The 15,825-nt window shown below is 69.1% G+C and carries 17 protein-coding genes; 12 read left to right on the top strand and 5 right to left on the bottom strand.

All coding sequences use genetic code 11. The annotated features are described in order from the left end of the window. From Q7P21_RS12865 to Q7P21_RS12835, 7 genes are all read left to right on the top strand, one after another. Positions 1–945, top strand: a 945-nt coding sequence (locus tag Q7P21_RS12865) for a replication-associated recombination protein A (protein ID WP_304177381.1), incomplete at its 5' end; no start/stop codon positions are given. Then, positions 942–1,715: an RluA family pseudouridine synthase gene (locus Q7P21_RS12860; RefSeq protein ID WP_304177380.1), complete on the top strand. Its 774-nt coding sequence runs from the start codon at positions 942–944 to the stop codon at positions 1,713–1,715. The genes Q7P21_RS12865 and Q7P21_RS12860, both read left to right, overlap by 4 nt. 79 nt (positions 1,716–1,794) lie before the next feature. Next, positions 1,795–2,292, top strand: coding sequence for a hypothetical protein (locus tag Q7P21_RS12855; RefSeq protein WP_304167107.1), 498 nt, complete (start codon positions 1,795–1,797; stop codon positions 2,290–2,292). Positions 2,293–2,329: 37 nt separating this feature from the next. Next, on the top strand, positions 2,330–2,713 hold the full coding sequence (gene crcB / locus Q7P21_RS12850) for a fluoride efflux transporter CrcB (protein ID WP_304167110.1): 384 nt from the start codon (positions 2,330–2,332) through the stop codon (positions 2,711–2,713). Then, positions 2,710–3,708, top strand: a complete 999-nt coding sequence (locus tag Q7P21_RS12845) for an RluA family pseudouridine synthase (protein ID WP_304167113.1) — start codon at positions 2,710–2,712, stop codon at positions 3,706–3,708. The genes crcB and Q7P21_RS12845 overlap by 4 nt, the downstream gene beginning before the upstream one ends. 17 nt (positions 3,709–3,725) lie before the next feature. Further along, positions 3,726–5,609 (top strand): tetratricopeptide repeat protein, encoded by a 1,884-nt coding sequence (locus tag Q7P21_RS12840; protein ID WP_304177378.1) that lies wholly within the window; start codon positions 3,726–3,728, stop codon positions 5,607–5,609. A gap of 215 nt (positions 5,610–5,824) precedes the next feature. Continuing rightward, positions 5,825–6,661: a sulfotransferase domain-containing protein gene (locus Q7P21_RS12835; protein WP_304167119.1), complete on the top strand. Its 837-nt coding sequence runs from the start codon at positions 5,825–5,827 to the stop codon at positions 6,659–6,661. On the opposite strand, the gene Q7P21_RS12830 is transcribed toward Q7P21_RS12835, so the two are convergent. Then, complete coding sequence (locus Q7P21_RS12830; protein ID WP_304177376.1) at positions 6,658–7,887, bottom strand: DUF1501 domain-containing protein; 1,230 nt, start codon at positions 7,885–7,887, stop codon at positions 6,658–6,660. The genes Q7P21_RS12835 and Q7P21_RS12830 overlap by 4 nt on opposite strands. Then, a complete protein-coding gene (locus Q7P21_RS12825; RefSeq protein WP_304177374.1) occupies positions 7,884–9,335 on the bottom strand; it encodes a DUF1800 family protein in 1,452 nt (483 codons plus the stop codon). The genes Q7P21_RS12830 and Q7P21_RS12825 overlap by 4 nt, the downstream gene beginning before the upstream one ends. A gap of 84 nt (positions 9,336–9,419) precedes the next feature. On the opposite strand from Q7P21_RS12825, the gene Q7P21_RS12820 reads away from it, so the two are divergent. Continuing rightward, complete coding sequence (locus Q7P21_RS12820; protein ID WP_304167127.1) at positions 9,420–10,148, top strand: ATP12 family chaperone protein; 729 nt, start codon at positions 9,420–9,422, stop codon at positions 10,146–10,148. Positions 10,149–10,261: 113 nt separating this feature from the next. Then, positions 10,262–10,639 (top strand): hypothetical protein, encoded by a 378-nt coding sequence (locus Q7P21_RS12815; protein ID WP_304177373.1) that lies wholly within the window; start codon positions 10,262–10,264, stop codon positions 10,637–10,639. Positions 10,640–10,643: 4 nt separating this feature from the next. Here Q7P21_RS12815 and Q7P21_RS12810 read toward each other — a convergent pair whose 3' ends face one another. From Q7P21_RS12810 to yghU, 3 genes are all read right to left on the bottom strand, one after another. Beyond that, a complete protein-coding gene (locus Q7P21_RS12810; RefSeq protein WP_304177372.1) occupies positions 10,644–11,030 on the bottom strand; it encodes a limonene-1,2-epoxide hydrolase family protein in 387 nt (128 codons plus the stop codon). 100 nt (positions 11,031–11,130) lie between these two features. After that, entirely contained in the window at positions 11,131–11,757 is a 627-nt protein-coding gene (locus Q7P21_RS12805) for a CoA pyrophosphatase (protein WP_304177371.1), read from the bottom strand. A gap of 22 nt (positions 11,758–11,779) precedes the next feature. Continuing rightward, positions 11,780–12,679, bottom strand: coding sequence for a glutathione-dependent disulfide-bond oxidoreductase (yghU, locus tag Q7P21_RS12800; RefSeq protein WP_304177370.1), 900 nt, complete (start codon positions 12,677–12,679; stop codon positions 11,780–11,782). 189 nt (positions 12,680–12,868) lie between these two features. Between yghU and Q7P21_RS12795 the strand changes: the two genes are divergently transcribed. From Q7P21_RS12795 to Q7P21_RS12785, 3 genes are all read left to right on the top strand, one after another. After that, on the top strand, positions 12,869–14,401 hold the full coding sequence (locus Q7P21_RS12795; protein WP_304167139.1) for an acyl-CoA carboxylase subunit beta: 1,533 nt from the start codon (positions 12,869–12,871) through the stop codon (positions 14,399–14,401). Between the two features lie 112 nt (positions 14,402–14,513). Further along, positions 14,514–14,729: an SWFGD domain-containing protein gene (locus tag Q7P21_RS12790; protein ID WP_304167142.1), complete on the top strand. Its 216-nt coding sequence runs from the start codon at positions 14,514–14,516 to the stop codon at positions 14,727–14,729. A gap of 62 nt (positions 14,730–14,791) precedes the next feature. Continuing rightward, positions 14,792–15,825: amidase family protein (locus tag Q7P21_RS12785; protein WP_304177369.1), on the top strand; the 1,034-nt coding region annotated here is incomplete at its 3' end.

The following is a 15,825-nucleotide window of genomic DNA, read 5'->3' as shown; positions in this document are numbered from 1 at the left end:
GCCCAGCAGGACGGCTTCCTGCCCTTCGTGGAGGAGGGGATCGTCACCCTGGTCGGCGCCACCACCGAGAACCCGTCCTTCGAACTGAATGGGGCGCTCCTGTCGCGTTGCCAGGTCTTCGTGCTCAAGCGGCTGGACGACGAAGCGCTAGGCGCCTTGCTCGACAAGGCCGAGATTCACGAAGCCAAGCCCCTGCCACTGGAGCCTGAGGCCCGCCAGGCCTTGATCGCTCTGGCCGACGGCGATGGACGCTATCTGCTGACCCTGTCGGAGACCCTGTTCAACATCGGCACGGCCAAGCCCCTGACCACCAAGGAACTGGGCCAGATCCTGCAAAAGCGCAGCCCGGCCTATGACAAGGACCGGGAGGGGCACTACAACCTCGTCTCCGCCCTGCACAAGTCGATCCGAGGCTCCGATCCGGACGCCGCGCTCTATTGGCTGTGCCGTATGCTGGATGGCGGCGAGGACCCGCTGTTCATCGCGCGGCGACTGATCCGCGCAGCCGCCGAGGACATCGGCGAGGCCGACCCCATGGCCCTGGTCATCGCCAACGCCGCCAAGGACACCTACGATTTCCTGGGCTCGCCCGAGGGCGAGATCGCGCTGGCCCAGCTGGTGGTGCATCTGGCCGCTGCGCCCAAGTCCAACGCCGTCTACATGGCCTACAAGGCCGCCATGCGCGCGGCCAAGGAGACCGGATCCCTGGCGCCGCCGGCCCACATCCTCAACGCGCCGACCAAGCTGATGAAGGACCTGGGCTACGGCAAGGGCTACGCCTATGACCACGACGCCGAGGGCGGCTTCTCCGGCCAGAACTATTTCCCGGACGGCATGGCGCGCCGCAAATTCTATGATCCCAAGGGCGAGGGGGTGGAGGCTCGGATCAAGGACCGTCTCGACCGCTGGGCCGAGATCCGCGCCCGCCGGGGAGATCAGGGATGAAGTCGCCACTGCACCGCCGCCCCGCCGTCAAGCCCGATCCCGGCCTGAAACCTGTCGCGCTCAGCGCCGATGAGATCGCCTTCGTCCGTAGCCTGGTGATCTATCAGGACCCGCATATCGTGGCGCTCAACAAGCCTTCGGGCCTGTCCAGCCAGGGCGGTCGGGGCCAGGTCCATACCCTGGACGAGATGCTCTGGGCCTTCGCCAAGCCGGGCAAGGCCAGGCCGCGCCTGATCCACCGGCTGGACCGCGACACCTCCGGCGTGATTCTCACCGCCCGCACCAAGCCGGCGGCAGGTTTCCTCGGCAAGGCCATGATGGCGCGGAAGTTTTCCAAGACCTACCAGGCCGTCGTCACCCCCGGCGCGCCTGATCCGGCAGAGGGGATGATCGACCAGGCCCTGCGCCGCGACGAGGTCGGCCGCGAGGCCTATATGCGCACCTGTCCGCCCGATCATGCCGACGCTGAGACCGCCGTCAGCCGCTATCGCACCCTGGCCACGGCGCCTGGCGCGGCGCTGATGGAGCTGTCGCCGGAGACCGGCCGCATGCACCAGCTGAGGGTCCACCTGGCCTCGATCGGCCGACCGATCGCCGGCGACGCCCGCTATGGAGGGGCCCTCGCGGTCGGGGGTCACGCCGTGCCCCGGCTGATGCTGCACGCCGGCGCGCTGGAGTTCCCGCACCCCAGTGGCGGCTTCAAACGGATCACCGCCCCGCCGCCCGCGGACATGGCTGATCTTATCGAGGCCCTGGGTTTGAAGGCCTGACCGGAACGTCGCCTCAGCCTGGCCGTTTTTCGCGGCAAGATGCGGAAGCTGCTCCATTTTCACGCCGCCGGATGATGTGATGTCGAAACTCGCCCCCCTGCTTGTCGCCCTGGCCCTCGGAACGGGGCTTGCCGCCTGCGCCAGCGCGCCGACGCTCTATGCGCCGGCCAGCGGTCCGCGCGGGGTCGGGTTCTCGGAATACCGGCTGGAGACCAACCGCTTCCGGATCACCTTCCGGGGCGGGCCGGGCGCGCCCATGGCTCAGGTGGCCGACTACGCCCTGTTGCGGGCGTCTGACCTGACCCTGGCCCAGGGCTATGACTGGTTCCGGGTGTCGGAGCGCTACATGTCCCAGACCGCGCCCAGCTCGGGCACGCGGCTGTCGATCGGCACCGGCAGCGGGTCCTTCGGCCGCCATGGCGGCATAGGACTCGGCCTCGGAACCAGCTTCGACCTCGGCGGCGGTCCGTCCCTGTCACAGACCCTGGAGATCGTGATGGGCAAGGGCGCTCCCCCCACTGGCGCGGACGTCTATGACGCCCGTGACGTGCGCCGGACCATCGCGCCGCGCGTCTAGGGCTTCTCTGGAGGCGGCGCCCGTCGCATAAGGGCGCATGGAAAAGTATCTGCTTGTGGCGGCGGGCGGCGCCGCCGGCTCGGTGGCCCGCTACAGCCTGGGGGTCCAGGCCATGCGCTGGTTCGGGCCCGGCTGGCCCTATGGCACCTTCACGGCCAACATCATAGGCGGCCTGTTGATGGGCTTCCTGGTCGGTTTCCTCGCCCATCGCGGCGGGCCGGACCAGGAGCGGCTGCGGGTGCTGCTGGCCGTGGGCGTGCTGGGCGGTTTCACGACCTTCTCGTCCTTTTCGCTGGAGACGGCCCTGATGATCGAGCGCAAGGCCTATGGCGGCGCGGCGACCTATGCGGCTGGCTCGGTGTTCCTGGCCATTTCCGCCCTGTTCATGGGCCTGATGATCGCGCGCCGGGTGTTCGCATGAAAGAAGTCCGCAACCTGGTCGTCGAGGCCGGCGAGGCCGGCGATGAGGGCGTCCGCCTGGACCGCTGGTTCCGGCGGCGCTGGCCGCACCTGTCCAATATCCAAATCCAGAAGCTGACCCGCTCAGGCCAGATCCGCGTCGACGGCGGTCGCGCCAAGCCGGAGACCCGGCTGGCGGCCGGCGCCCAGATTCGCGTTCCGCCCTTGCCCGATCCGCCGCCCAAGGGCGAGGAGGCCCGGGCCAAGGGCATCGACCCGCGCGAGGCGGTCTATGCCCGATCCCTCGTGCTCTATGAGGACGAGGAGGTCCTGGCGCTCAACAAGCCAGCTGGCCTCGCCGTGCAGGGCGGCACCAAGACCGTCAAGCACATCGACCGGCTGCTTTCGGCCTGGGGGGAGGGCCTCACCCGACCGCGCCTGGTCCATCGCCTGGACCGCGACACCTCCGGCGTGCTGGTGCTGGGCAAGACGCCCGCCGCCGCCGCCAAGCTGGCCGGCGCCTTCGCGCGGCGCAAGGCGCAGAAGACCTATTGGGCCCTGGTGCTGGGACACCCTCGCCCGCAGGAGGGCGTGCTGGAGATGCCCTTGATCAAGAAGGGCATAGGGGACCGTGAGATGGTCGTCCCGGCCGAGCCCAAGGAGCCGGGCGCCGAGCCCGCCGAGACCGAGTTCGTGATGATCTCCCGGGCCGCCCACAAGGCCGCCTGGATGGCGCTGCGTCCCCGCACCGGCCGCACCCACCAGCTGCGCGCCCACATGCTGGCCATGGGCCATCCGATCCTCGGCGATCCGAAATACGCCACCGACGCCTCGCGGGAGATGTCTGGCAGCCTGAAGCTCCAGCTGCATGCGCGCCGCCTGACCTTGCCGCATCCCAGCCGTGGGACCCTGGTGATCGAGGCGCCGCTGAGCCCGGAGATGAAGGCCGGCTTCGACCGCTTCGGCTTCACCGAGGACGAGGCCGATCCCGAGCCCTTCGGCCGTTCGCGCCGCTGAGCGAGGGTCGGCCGGCCGTGGACCTGAAGCAGAGCTTTGACCAGGCCGTGGCCCATCACCGGGCCGGCCGCACGGCGGAGGCTGAGCAAGGCTACCGCGCCGTGCTCCAGGCCAGGCCGGATCACGAGTTCGCCCTACAGAACCTGGCGCTGATCCTGCGGTTCCGGGGTGACTATGCCTCGGCGTTGCGGTTGTACCAGATGTCCGCCGCCCTCGTTCCGGCCGACGCTGGGCTCCAGGTCCACATCGCCCGCGTCCTGAACCTGCTGGGCCAGCACGAGGCCGCCCTGGAGGCATTGGACCGGGCCTTGGCGATTGATCCCGGGAGCAAGGACGCCTTCAACAATCTCGGCGTCACCTATCAGCACATGCTCCGCCATGAGGAGGCCCTGGTCCATTTCGACCGGGCGGTCGAACTCGACCCGAACTTTGGTCTGGCCATCGCCAATCGGGCGATCATGCTGGAGACCCTGGGTCGGCTGGAGCCGGCGGTCGCCGACTATCGACGGGGCCTGGCGCTCGACCCCGGCAATGTGACCGCCCTGGGCGCCAAGCTCGCCCTGCAACTGCGGCTCTGCGACTGGTCGGACTATGCGATCGACGCACCTAGGATCCGCGAGCTGATCGGCGAGGGCCGCGCCGCCGATCAGCCGATCTCTTTCCTGATGCATACCGACGATCCGGCCGCCCAGCTGCAGTGCGCCCGGCTCTATGCGGCGGCCCGGCATCCGGGCCGTCCCGCGCCGCTTTGGACGGGAGAGGCCTACGGGCATGAGCGCATCCGGGTCGCCTATGTGTCCTCCGACTTCCGGGTCCACGCCGTGGGCCATCTGGTCCGCGAGCTGTTCGGCTGTCACGACCGCGCGCGGTTCGAGGTCTCCGCCTATGCCCTGGGGCCGCGCGCCGACGATGAGGTCCGCCGGGCGATCCAGGCCGGGCTGGAGCATTTCCACGATGTCGCCGACCTCGACGACCTGGCGATCGCGCGCCGCCTGCGCGAGGCCGAGATCGACATCGTCGTCGACCTGAACGGCTTCACGACCCACAGCCGATCCGGGATTTTCACCCACCGGCCGGCCCCGATCCAGATCAACTATCTGGGCTATCCCGGGACCATGGGGACGGACGTCATGGACTATGTCATCGCCGACCGGCACGTGGTCCCGCAGGGCTCGGAGGGCTTCTTCGCCGAGCAGGTGATCCGGCTGCCCGGCTCCTATCAGGTCAATGGAATTCGCCAGGCCAGGGTCGCCGAAACGCCTTCGCGGGCGCAGGCCGGCCTGCCCGAGGAGGCCTTCGTCTTCGCGTCGTTCAACGACAACAAGAAGATCCTGCCGGAGATGTTCGAGGTCTGGATGCGGCTCCTGAAGGCGGTTCCGCAGAGTGTGCTCTGGCTGTTCGGGACCTCGGACCTGACCGTCCGCAATCTGCGGCGCGAGGCCGAGGCGCGGGGCGTGTCCGGCGACCGGCTGGTGTTCGCCCGCCAGGCGCCCATGGACCAGCACCTGGCTCGCCAGAAGCTGGCCGATCTGTTCCTCGACACCTTTCCCTATGCCGCCCACACCACGGCCAGCGACGCGCTGGGGGTCGGCTTGCCGATCCTGACGCTGGAAGGCCGAGGGTTCGCCTCGCGGGTCGCGGGCGGGCTCTTGCGGGAGCTGGGCCTGGCTGAGCTCGCGACCCAGAGCCTTCAGGCCTATGAGGCGCTGGCTCTGGACCTGGCCCGCCAACCGGCTCGGCTGGCCGATATCCGGGCGCGCTTGGCCCAGGCCCTGCCCACGGCCCGTGTGTTCGATCCCCGGGCGGTCTGCCGTGATCTCGAGCGGGCTTTCGAGACGGCCAGCGCGATTCAGCGATCGGGCCAGCCGGCTCGGGGCTTTGACGTTCACATGGACGACTAGGTTCTCGGGAACCGAAATCGATCTAACGCGCTAGATGAGCGTGTTCGGTGAAACAAGGCAGAAATCTGTCAGACATCTCTGGCCTGTTTCCTGGACCCTGACTTGGTCAAGGCGGGGGCGTCGGCATGGTTGAGGATAGAGGCGATTTGGGTCGCGCGCCGGGCGCGCTCGGTTCAGCGATCACCGTTCATCGAAAGCGCGATCTGGCGTTCCGATTGCACAGCTTCAATCGCGACAGCTTCAATCTGGCCCTGCTCAAATATCGCGACTTCCAGGGCTTCCTGATCACCGGCCAGCATTCGGGGACCCACTGGATCAAGTGGATGATGAGCCACGCCCTGGCGCGGCGATACGGGGTGCCGCCGCCGCGCTATTTCGACAATCCGTCGTCCAATGACCTGATCGGCCATCCCAAGCATCCGCGCCTGCATCCCCAGGCGCCCCGGCTGGCGAGCTCGCACTCGATCGCGCCGCATGCCCTCGGCTGGCCGCTGGTGCGGGGACTGGCCGCGCCGCCGCCCTATGTGGTGGTGGTGCGCGACATCCGCCATGTGCTGGTCTCGAACTATGAGAAGTGGCGGCACGCCTATGGGGTCAGCTTCGCCGACTATGTGGCGGGCGATCCCAGGGGCCGGGCCTATGTCTGCGACATCTGGTGGTATCTGCGCTTCAAGAACCGCTGGGGGGACGTGGCCAGCCGCTATCCGGGCCAGACCCTGGTGCTGCGCTATGAGGATTTCCAGGCCGACCGGATCGGGGCGCTGCGCCAGATCGCCGCCCATTTCCGACTGCCCCTGACCAGCGCCGACCTGGCCTTCGGGGCGGCGGCCGGCTCCAAGGCCTTCATGGCGCGGCATCGCGACCCGGAGGTCGACCAGAGGTCGCTGCGGCCGACGGGGGTCGGTGATTCAGCCCTGGGCGAGGCGGAACTCGCCACTGTGCGCGACATCCTCGGCCGGCATCTGCGGCACGACTTCGGCTACGACTATCTCCACGAGCCCCGTGGACTGCAGGTGCGGCCGTTGCAGGAACGCCGCGTCCAAGCGGCCTAGACCAGTCCGGTCACCGGCCGCGCGCCGGCGCTGTCGGGGAAGACGGTCGCATCCAGGGCCGCGCGTTCCACGCCCAGCTGTTCGGCCAGGGCGCCCTTGAACAGGCTGCGCATGTCGAGGGTGGGGGCGAGGTCGCGGTTCTCGAACAGGGCCGAGGCCTTCAGCGTCGGCCAGTCGCCGACAATGCCGCCGGGCTTCAGGCCGCCCCCCAGCACCAGGGCGGTGGAGGCCGTGCCGTGGTCGGTGCCGCCAGTGCCATTGATCCGCGCCGTGCGGCCGAACTCGGTGGCGACCAGCACCAGGGTGTCCTTCCAGTCCGGCCCCAGGCCGGTGTTGAGCCCGTCCAGCAGGGCGTCGAGATAGGCCAGGCGCGGGGCGAGCTGGCCGGCCTGGTTGGCATGGGTGTCGAAGCCGTCGAGGCTGATGGCGGCGATCTGCGGCCCGTTGGGTTCGCGCATGAAGCCGGCGGTGGTCTCGCCGAGCTTGCGGGCGGCGTCCTGGCCCTGGCGAACCAGACCGGCGACCCCCGGGCCGGCGGCGGCCGGGGGCGATGACATGGACGGCATGTCGCCATCGGCCATGGCGGTCTGGGCCATGGTCTCGGTGGCGAGGCCCCGGGCGAAGGCTGGGCCCAGCAGGGGATCATCCTTGTAGAGGTCCTGCAGCAGGGTCGGCAGGCGGGCCTCGGCGTCGACCACGGCGCCAGGCGACCAGGAGGAGACCGCTGCGGGGCCGCGCAGCACCAGGGGCGCCGTGGCGCCGATCGACAGGGCCTCGACCTTGCGCTGGATCGACAGGGCGCTGACCGCGCGATTCAGCCAGCCGGAATTGGCGCCATAGACGGCCGCCGCGCCGCTTTCGAGCACGTCCTGGGCCTCAAAGTGCGATCGTGCGCGATCGGGGGTGGCGACAGCCGGGACGATCCGCGCCTGGCCGGCCTTGGCGAGCGCATGGACGGCGCCCAGCGAGGGGTGCAGGGCGAAGGTCCCGTCCAGGGGCAGGGCCTTGTCCTCGAGCGCCAGGGACCTGCGCAGGCCGGCATAGTCCGGATCGCCGATCGGCGGCGACAGGGACAGGCCATCCAGCCCACCCCGACAGATCACGAAGACCAGCTTGCGGCGCGCAAGCGCGCTCTCGGTTCCGGCGAAGGCCTGGCGGGCGACCAGGTCCAGGGTGAGGCCGAAGCCGGCGGCGGCGGCCAGGGCGGTGCGACGGGTGAGGTTCATCGGCGTTGGAACTCCGGCGACATCAGGAGAAGGGCGAAGCCCTCGGGTCGGCTTTCGGCGCGGGCGACGGCCAGGGCCGTGGCGGGGCGCAGGCGGGCGCCCAGGGCCTGGGCGGCGAGGTCCTTGGGATCGCGGTCGTGGGTGGCCTTGGCGGTGAAACGCTGAGCCCAGGTCATGCGCTTGACGATGGCGTCGGGCGCGGCCCAGGCCTCGGCCTCCTCGGGCCAGCCCTTTGGGGAGGGGGCGCTGAAGGGCTTCTGGCCCAGGGCGTTGAGGATGGGGGCCAGGACGACGATGTCGCTCGGCGCCCCGCCGGCGGCGCGGTAGCCGGAGATCAGGAACTCATAGGGCGTCTTGAACTTGGCCGGGGTCGGGTCCCAGGCCTCGGGCGCCATGATCAGGGTCTCGGCGACCTGGGCGAGGTCGCCGCCGCTGGCCATCCAGCTGGCCTGCAGCCGGTCGACCAGGGCGGGCGGCGGATCGTCGGCGACGAAGTGGCGGGCGATCTTGCCGCAGACGAAGCGGGCGGTCTGGGGCCGGGCCGCCAGGTCGGCCAGTATGGCGCCGGCCTGGTCCTTGCCGCCGCTGGGATAACGCACCCCCATGACCGTGCGGGCGCCGGGTTCGTGGGCGGCCTGGCGGAACACCGGCGCGCCGGCGAAGGCGGGGTCTTCCCGCAGGCCGCCGATCGACAGGCCGGTCATGGCGCGGGCGAATTCGGTGACGTCGGCCTGGCTGTAGCCGCCGTTCACGCCGACCGTGTGCAGTTCCAGGATCTCGCGGGCCAGGTTCTCGTTCAGGCCCTTGGGCGCGGCGCCGGCCGGCAGGTTGGGGCCGATACCGACACCGCGCTGGGGACCGCGCCTGAAATAGGCGGCGGCGGGGCTGTCGGGGCCGATGGAGGTCGCCTGGTCCAGATAGAGCAGCATGGCCGGATGGGTCTCCGCCGCGCCCAGCAGGTCGGCGAAGCGGCCGAAGACATGGGGACGGATGGCTTCCTGCTCGAAGGGGCCGACCACGGTGGCGGTGGCCAGCTTGGTGGCGCTGACCGTGAAATGGTTGGCCCAGAACAGGGTCCAGCGTTCGCGGAAGCCGGCCTCGGTCAGGGCGCCCAGGCGGGCGCGGGCGAAGAAGTCGCCGCCGGTCTCTTCGCGGATCAGCTTCTGGGCCATCTTCACCGGGTCATTGGCGTCCGGGGTCGCGGCGGGAGCGCCGTCCCCGGCCTTGGCCTGGCGGGTCTCGCGCTTGGCGAACTGATAGTCGCGGAAGGCGGCGATGCGCTGCTGGGCGGTCTGGCCGTCACCCTGGGGCTGGTCGGCGCCCTCGCGGCGGATCTGGGCCTTGAGGAAGCCGCGCGGGTCGCTCCGGGCCGCGGCGATCTCGCCCGGACGCGCCCCCAAGCCGAAGCGGGTGACGGCGATGGCGGCCTCCAGGTCTTGATCGGTCACGTCGCCTCCTTGCGTATTTTCGTTGCAGCGATCATTTGCACGGCCGGTGGGCGGCCATTCCGTCGCGGTCGCCGGGAGACAGACGTGCAGAAGGGTTTTCGAGAGCCGGGCGACAAGCCGCGCCGCTTCTACAAGGCCGTCGAAACGCGGCCGGTTGAAGGCGGCTTCGAGGTGCTGCTGGACGGGCGCAACATCCGCGCGCCCAAGGGCGGAAAGCTGATCCTGCCGACCCAGGCCCTGGCCCAGGTCTGCGCTGAGGAATGGGACGGCCAAGGCGAGCACATCCAGCTGGCGACCATGCACGCCACGCGGCTGGCCTTCACGGCGATCGAGGCGATCCCAGGCTCCCGCGAGGCGGTGGCCGACCAGTTGTCGGAATATGCCGGCGCCGACCTGATCTGCTATTTCGCCGAACATCCCGCCGCCCTGGTCGCCCGGCACGAGACCCATTGGGCGCCCCTGCTGGACCGGGCCCGCGAGGAGATCGGCCTGGTGTTCCTGCGCACCAACGGCATCCGTCACCAGGAACAGCCGGCGCAGACCCTGGCGCGGGTGAAGGCGCTGGCCCTGGAACTGGACGACTTCGGCCTGGCCGGGCTGGCCTTCGGCACGCCGCTGTTCGGCTCGACCGTGCTGGGCTTTTCGGTGCAACGCGGCTGGCTGACCGGAGAACGGGCCTTCGAGTTGTCGCGGCTCGACGAAGCCTTCCAGGAGGAGCAGTGGGGCATCGACGAAGAAGCCGCTGAACGGACGGCGCGGCTGTTCGTAGAGGCGCGGATGCTGGGGCGGTGGTTCGAAGCGTTGCGGGGGTAGGGGGCGGAACGGTCTCCCCTCCATCCGCTGGACACGGTGGACGCGCCTGACTTCGCAGCCCAAGATGCCGGCTGACGGGACGGCAGAGCCCGGTGAGCGGGGAGCGCATCGATATGAAGCTTGGGACCTGGATGGGCGCTGCGGCCGGGATGCTGCTGTCGGCGGCGGCGGTCGCGCCGGCGTGGGCCGACGCGATGCGCTCCGAGTTCTGCACGGCCACGCGGGCCGTGCCGCGGCTGGATCAGGACAACTATGTCTCCGGCGCCCTGGGGCCGGTCTATGTGACGCAGAACTTCGAGACCGACCTGCCGCAGGACGAACTGGTCGCCCGTTGGCGCGGCTTCATCGCCGCGCGGCATCCGCCGGGCTATCAGGGCAATCCGGACGATGACTGCCATGTCGCCAACACCCGGCGCGATGTGCTGAACGACCTGCACGGCGACAAGCAGCTGACCGTGGATTGGTCTCCGACCAAGGGCGCGCCGCGCTGACGGGTCAGGCGGTCGGCCATTTGCTGACGATGGTCGCGGCGTCGAAATAGTCGCGCCACAGGGTGATCTTGCCGTCGTGGACCTCCAGGACGCCGGTCACCGGCAGTTCGACCCAGCCCTCGGCGAGGCGGTGGCGATCCAGGCGCTCGATGAACACTATCGGACCGTCGGCGACCTCGCGCTTGATGATGAACTCGTTCTCCAGGGTCGGGGCGAAGAACGGCTCCAGGACCGCGCGGACCCCGGCCGGCCCCTCGACCTTGTAAAGCGGGACATTGTCGTATTCGCAGGTCTCGCCGATCAGCGGCAGGGCGGTGTCATAGTCCAAGGTCTCCATGGCTTTGAAGAAGGCGTGGACGACGTCGAGCGGGGATTGGGGCGTGGCGGACATGGGAGCTCCTGGGTATGTAGCGATCGCTACATTTCTCCAGCCCCCACCGCGCGTCAAGGTATTATGTAGCGACCGCTACGATTTTCGCCGACTCCTCGGTCTACCGCCAAGCGAAGACCGGCTGCTCCAGCTCCGACACCCGGGTGATGCGGCCGGCGACCAGTTCGCGCAGCTGATAGACCAGGGCGGCAGTGGGGGCGTGGATGTGGTGTTCGCCGAGATTCAGGCGGATCAGCGGGCGGTCGCTTTCCGGAATGGTCTCGAAGTCGACGGCGTCGTCCAGGGCGATGCGGTCGAGGCGGAAACAGTGGACCGAGGCGACTTCTCCGGGATTGGGGGCGAGGTCCGCCGTCGATCCGCCCCAGGCGACGATCGGGGCGATCGCATAGCCGGAGCGGGTGGGATAGTCGTCAAGCACACCCAGCACATCGGCCAGTGGCAGGTCGAGACCCAGTTCTTCACGCAGCTCTCGCAGGGCGGCCTGTTGCAGGGTCTCGCCCGCGTCGCAGCGACCGCCGGGCAGGGCCCATTGGCCGGCATGGGCGCGCAGGCCCGCCGCCCGGCGGGTGAGGATGAAGGCGGTCTCGCCGGAGCCGTCATCGGCCTCGACCAGGGTGAGGACGACCGCGGCCGGCTTCAGCCGCGGTCCCTCATAGACGATGCGGGGGAAGGCCGCGCAGGCCTGGGCTATCTCCGCCCGGAAGGCCGGCGTGAAGGGATAGCTCAATGGCCCGCAGCCCCCGCTGTGATCACGACTTGGCGGCGGCGGCGGCGGCCGCTGCGGCGTCGAGCTTGTCCTGGGTCTTGGTGTCGAAGTCGCTGGCGTCGTGACGCTCGCGCAGCTGGCTGGAGGGCTCGCCGAACACCCGATTGACCATCCGGCCGCGCTGGACGGCGGGACGTGCGGCGATCTGGTCGGTCCAGCGGATGACGTGGGTGTAGTCCTGGACCGAGAGGAACTCCCCGGCCTCATAGAGCAGGCCCTTGGCCATGGCGCCGTACCAGGCCCAGATGGCCATGTCGGCGATCGTGTATTCGTCCCCGGCGATGTATTCGCTTTCCCCCAGGCGGCGGTTCAGCACGTCCATCTGGCGTTTCACCTCCATGGCGAAGCGGTCGATGGCGTATTCGATCTTGAAGGGGGCGTAGGCGTAGAAGTGGCCCAGGCCGCCGCCGAGATAGGGCGCGCTGCCCATCTGCCACATCAGCCAGGACATGCACTCGGCGCGCTTGGCCGGATCCGTGGGCAGGAAGGCGCCGAACTTCTCGGCCAGGTGGACCAGGATCGCGCCCGATTCGAAGATGCGGATCGGCTCGGGGCCGCTGCGGTCCATCAGGGCCGGGATCTTGGAATTGGGATTGATGTCGACGAAGCCGGAGCCGAACTGGTCGCCGGCCCCGATATTGATCAGCCAGGCGTCGTATTCCGCGCCCTTGTGGCCCAGAGCCAGCAGCTCCTCGAACATCACCGTGACCTTCACCCCATTGGGCGTGGCCAGGGAATAGAGCTGGAACGGGTGGACGCCGACCGGCAGCACCTTGTCCTGGGTGGGGCCCGCGATCGGGCGATTGATATTGGCGAAGCGGCCGCCGCTTTCCTTGTTCCAGGTCCAGACCTTGGGGGGTGTGTAGGGGGCGTCGTCGGCCATGGGTGGTCTCCTCCGGGGCGTCGCTTGAGCGGTGGCGCGTTGTTTCAGCCCCCGATGTGGGACGACTATTGGCGCTTGGCTAGTCATAACCGGCGAAGAAGCGCGCAGCCGGCGCCTGACGCCCCGTGAACTTGCCTCTCCCGCCAAGCCCGACTAGGGCTTCGTGGTGTGTTCAAGGGAGCCCGGGGCGTGAAGCATATTCTCGAAGAGCTGGAGCGTCGCAGAGACGAGGCCCGGGCCGGCGGCGGTGAGCGCCGGATCGCCAATCAGCACGCCAAGGGCAAGCTGACGGCGCGGGAACGGCTTGACCTGCTGCTGGACGAAGGCTCGTTCGAGGAGTTCGACATGTTCGTCGAGCACCGGGCCGTCGATTTCGGCATGGCCGACCAGAAGATTCCCGGCGACGGGGTGGTCACCGGCTGGGGCACGATCAATGGCCGGGTGGTCTTCGTGTTCTCCAAGGATTTCACGGTGTTTGGCGGCTCGCTGTCCAACGCCCACGCCCAGAAGATCGTCAAGGTGCAGCAACAGGCCCTGAAGGTCGGCGCCCCGATCATCGGCCTGTTCGACGCCGGCGGCGCGCGCATCCAGGAGGGGGTCGATGGCCTGGGCGGCTATGCCGACATCTTCCTGCAGAACACCCTGGCCAGTGGCGTCATTCCGCAGATCAGCGTGATCATGGGCCCCTGCGCCGGGGGCGATGTCTATTCGCCGGCGATCACCGACTTCATCTTCATGGTGAAGGACACGAGCTATATGTACGTGACCGGGCCGGACGTCGTGAAGACCGTCACCCATGAGGAGGTCACCCACGAGGAACTGGGCGGCTACCGGGTCCACGCCATGAAGTCGGGGGTCGCCGACGGCGCCTTCGAGAACGACCTGGAGGCCCTGACCCAGGTCCGCCGGTTGATCGACTTCCTGCCGTCATCGAACCGCGAGGACCCGCCGGAGCGTGAGAGCTTCGACGATCCGAACCGCGAGGACCCCAGCCTGGACAGCCTGGTCCCGGCCAATCCGAACAAGCCCTACGACATGAAGGAACTGATCCTCAAGGTCGTGGACGAGATGGATTTCTTCGAGATTTCCGCTGACTTCGCCAAGAACATCATCTGCGGCTTCGGCCGGGTGGAGGGACGCACGGTGGGTATCGTCGCCAACCAGCCGCAGGTGCTGGCCGGCGTGCTGGACATCGATTCCTCGCGCAAGGCGGCGCGGTTCGTGCGGTTCTGCGACGCCTTCGAGATCCCGCTGGTGACCTTCGTCGACGTGCCGGGCTTCATGCCGGGCACCAAGCAGGAACAGGGCGGGCTGATCCGCCATGGCGCCAAGCTGTTGTTCGCCTATGCCGAGGCCACGGTGCCGAAGGTGACGCTGATCACCCGCAAGGCCTATGGCGGCGCCTATGACGTGATGAGCTCCAAGCACCTGCGCGGCGATATCAACTATGCCTGGCCGTCGGCTGAGATCGCGGTGATGGGCGCCAAGGGGGCGGTGGAGATCATCTTCCGCTCCGAGATCGGCGATCCCGAGGCGATCAGCGCCCGGGAGGCGGAGTACAAGGAACGCTTCGCCAACCCGTTCGTGGCCGCCAGCCGCGGCTTCATCGACGACGTGATCATGCCGCACGGCACGCGCAAGCGGATCGCCCGGTCGCTGAAGAACCTGCGCGGCAAGGAACTGACCAATCCCTGGAAGAAGCACGACAACATTCCGCTGTAGGGGCGGGAACCCGGGGGCCTGGCGGCGCGTTGATGGCCTGCCATGAGCAAATCCCCGGGAGGGTCGTATGGTCCAACGGTTAGGTGGAGGCCTGTCGTCCGGGTCCCACGGTGTGAACGGTCTTCGTTTCATCAACCCCTATCAGGGCTATCGCATCGCTGACGGTGAAGCCCGCGCGCCGGCGTTCAAACTCGCGCCGCGCGGGCCGCTGGAGCGAGCGGCCGACGAGATGGCAAGCTGGTTCGGCAATCACGACGCGGAGCTGCGACGGGAAGCCGACATCTCGGAAGCCGCGCACAAGCCGCCGGAAGACCCCAAGACCGAATAGCCGGCTGGACGGCGGTCGCGGCCAGTGCTGATCTGACGCCTCCGGCAGCTTGCGAGGCGCAGATGAGCGCGACCCCTTCCGAAGACCTGGCCTATGAGACGGCTGCCGACCTGGTCGCAGCGCTTGCTGCGCGCGAGGTCAGCTCCGTTGAGCTCACCAAGGCCGCGATCGCGCGGATCGAGGGCCTGGACGGGCCCGTCAACGCAGTGGTGGTGCGCGACTTCGACCGGGCGCTTGGCGCGGCCAAGGCGGCGGATGCGGCCCTGGCGCGGGGCGAACACGGCGCACTGCTCGGCCTGCCGATGACGGTCAAGGAATCCCAGAACGTCGCGGGCCTGCGCACCAGCTGGGGCACGGAGGTGTTCGGGACCTGGATCGCGCCTCAGGACTCGGTCGGCGTCGCGCGGTTGAAGGCGGCCGGGGCGGTGGTGCTGGGCAAGACCAATGTGCCGCCGTTCCTGGGTGACTGGCAGAGCGCCAATCCCATCTATGGCCGCACCTCCAATCCCTGGGACCTGGGACGCTCGCCGGGCGGATCGTCGGGCGGCGCGGCGGCGGCCCTCGCGGCGGGGATGGTCCCGCTGGAATTTGGCTCGGACATCGGCGGCTCGATCCGCATCCCGGCGGCGCTCTGCGGGGTCTATGGCCACAAGCCGAGCTTCGACCTGATCCCGCAGCGCGGCCATGCGCCTCCGGGCACGGACGGCGGCGGTGTCGACCTGGCGGTGGTCGGGCCCCTGGCGCGCTCGGCCCGCGACCTGGAGCTGGCCCTGGGCGTACTGGCCGGGCCGGAGGGCCTGGACGCCAAGGGCTATCGCCTGGACCTGCCGGCCCCGCGCCATGCAGCCCTGGCCGACTACAATGTGCTGGTGCTCGACCACCATCCCCTGGCCGAGCTGGACGTGGAGGTGCGTGACGCCCTGCACCGCCTGGCGCGCGATCTCGATGACCAGGGCTGCGAGGTCACCCATGAGAGCGACCTGCTGCCCAATCTGGCCGAGGCCCACGAGCTCTATGTGCGGATGCTGACCACCATCACCTCGCGGGGCGGGCCGCCCCAGCCCAACCCCCTGAGCGCCGAGGACTGGATGGGGCT

The organism is Phenylobacterium aquaticum (genome assembly GCF_947378715.1).
GTDB classification, from domain to species: domain Bacteria; phylum Pseudomonadota; class Alphaproteobacteria; order Caulobacterales; family Caulobacteraceae; genus Phenylobacterium; species Phenylobacterium aquaticum_A.
The sequence above is the reverse complement of the archived record's forward strand: the minus strand, read 5'-3'. Positions and strand labels throughout refer to the sequence as shown.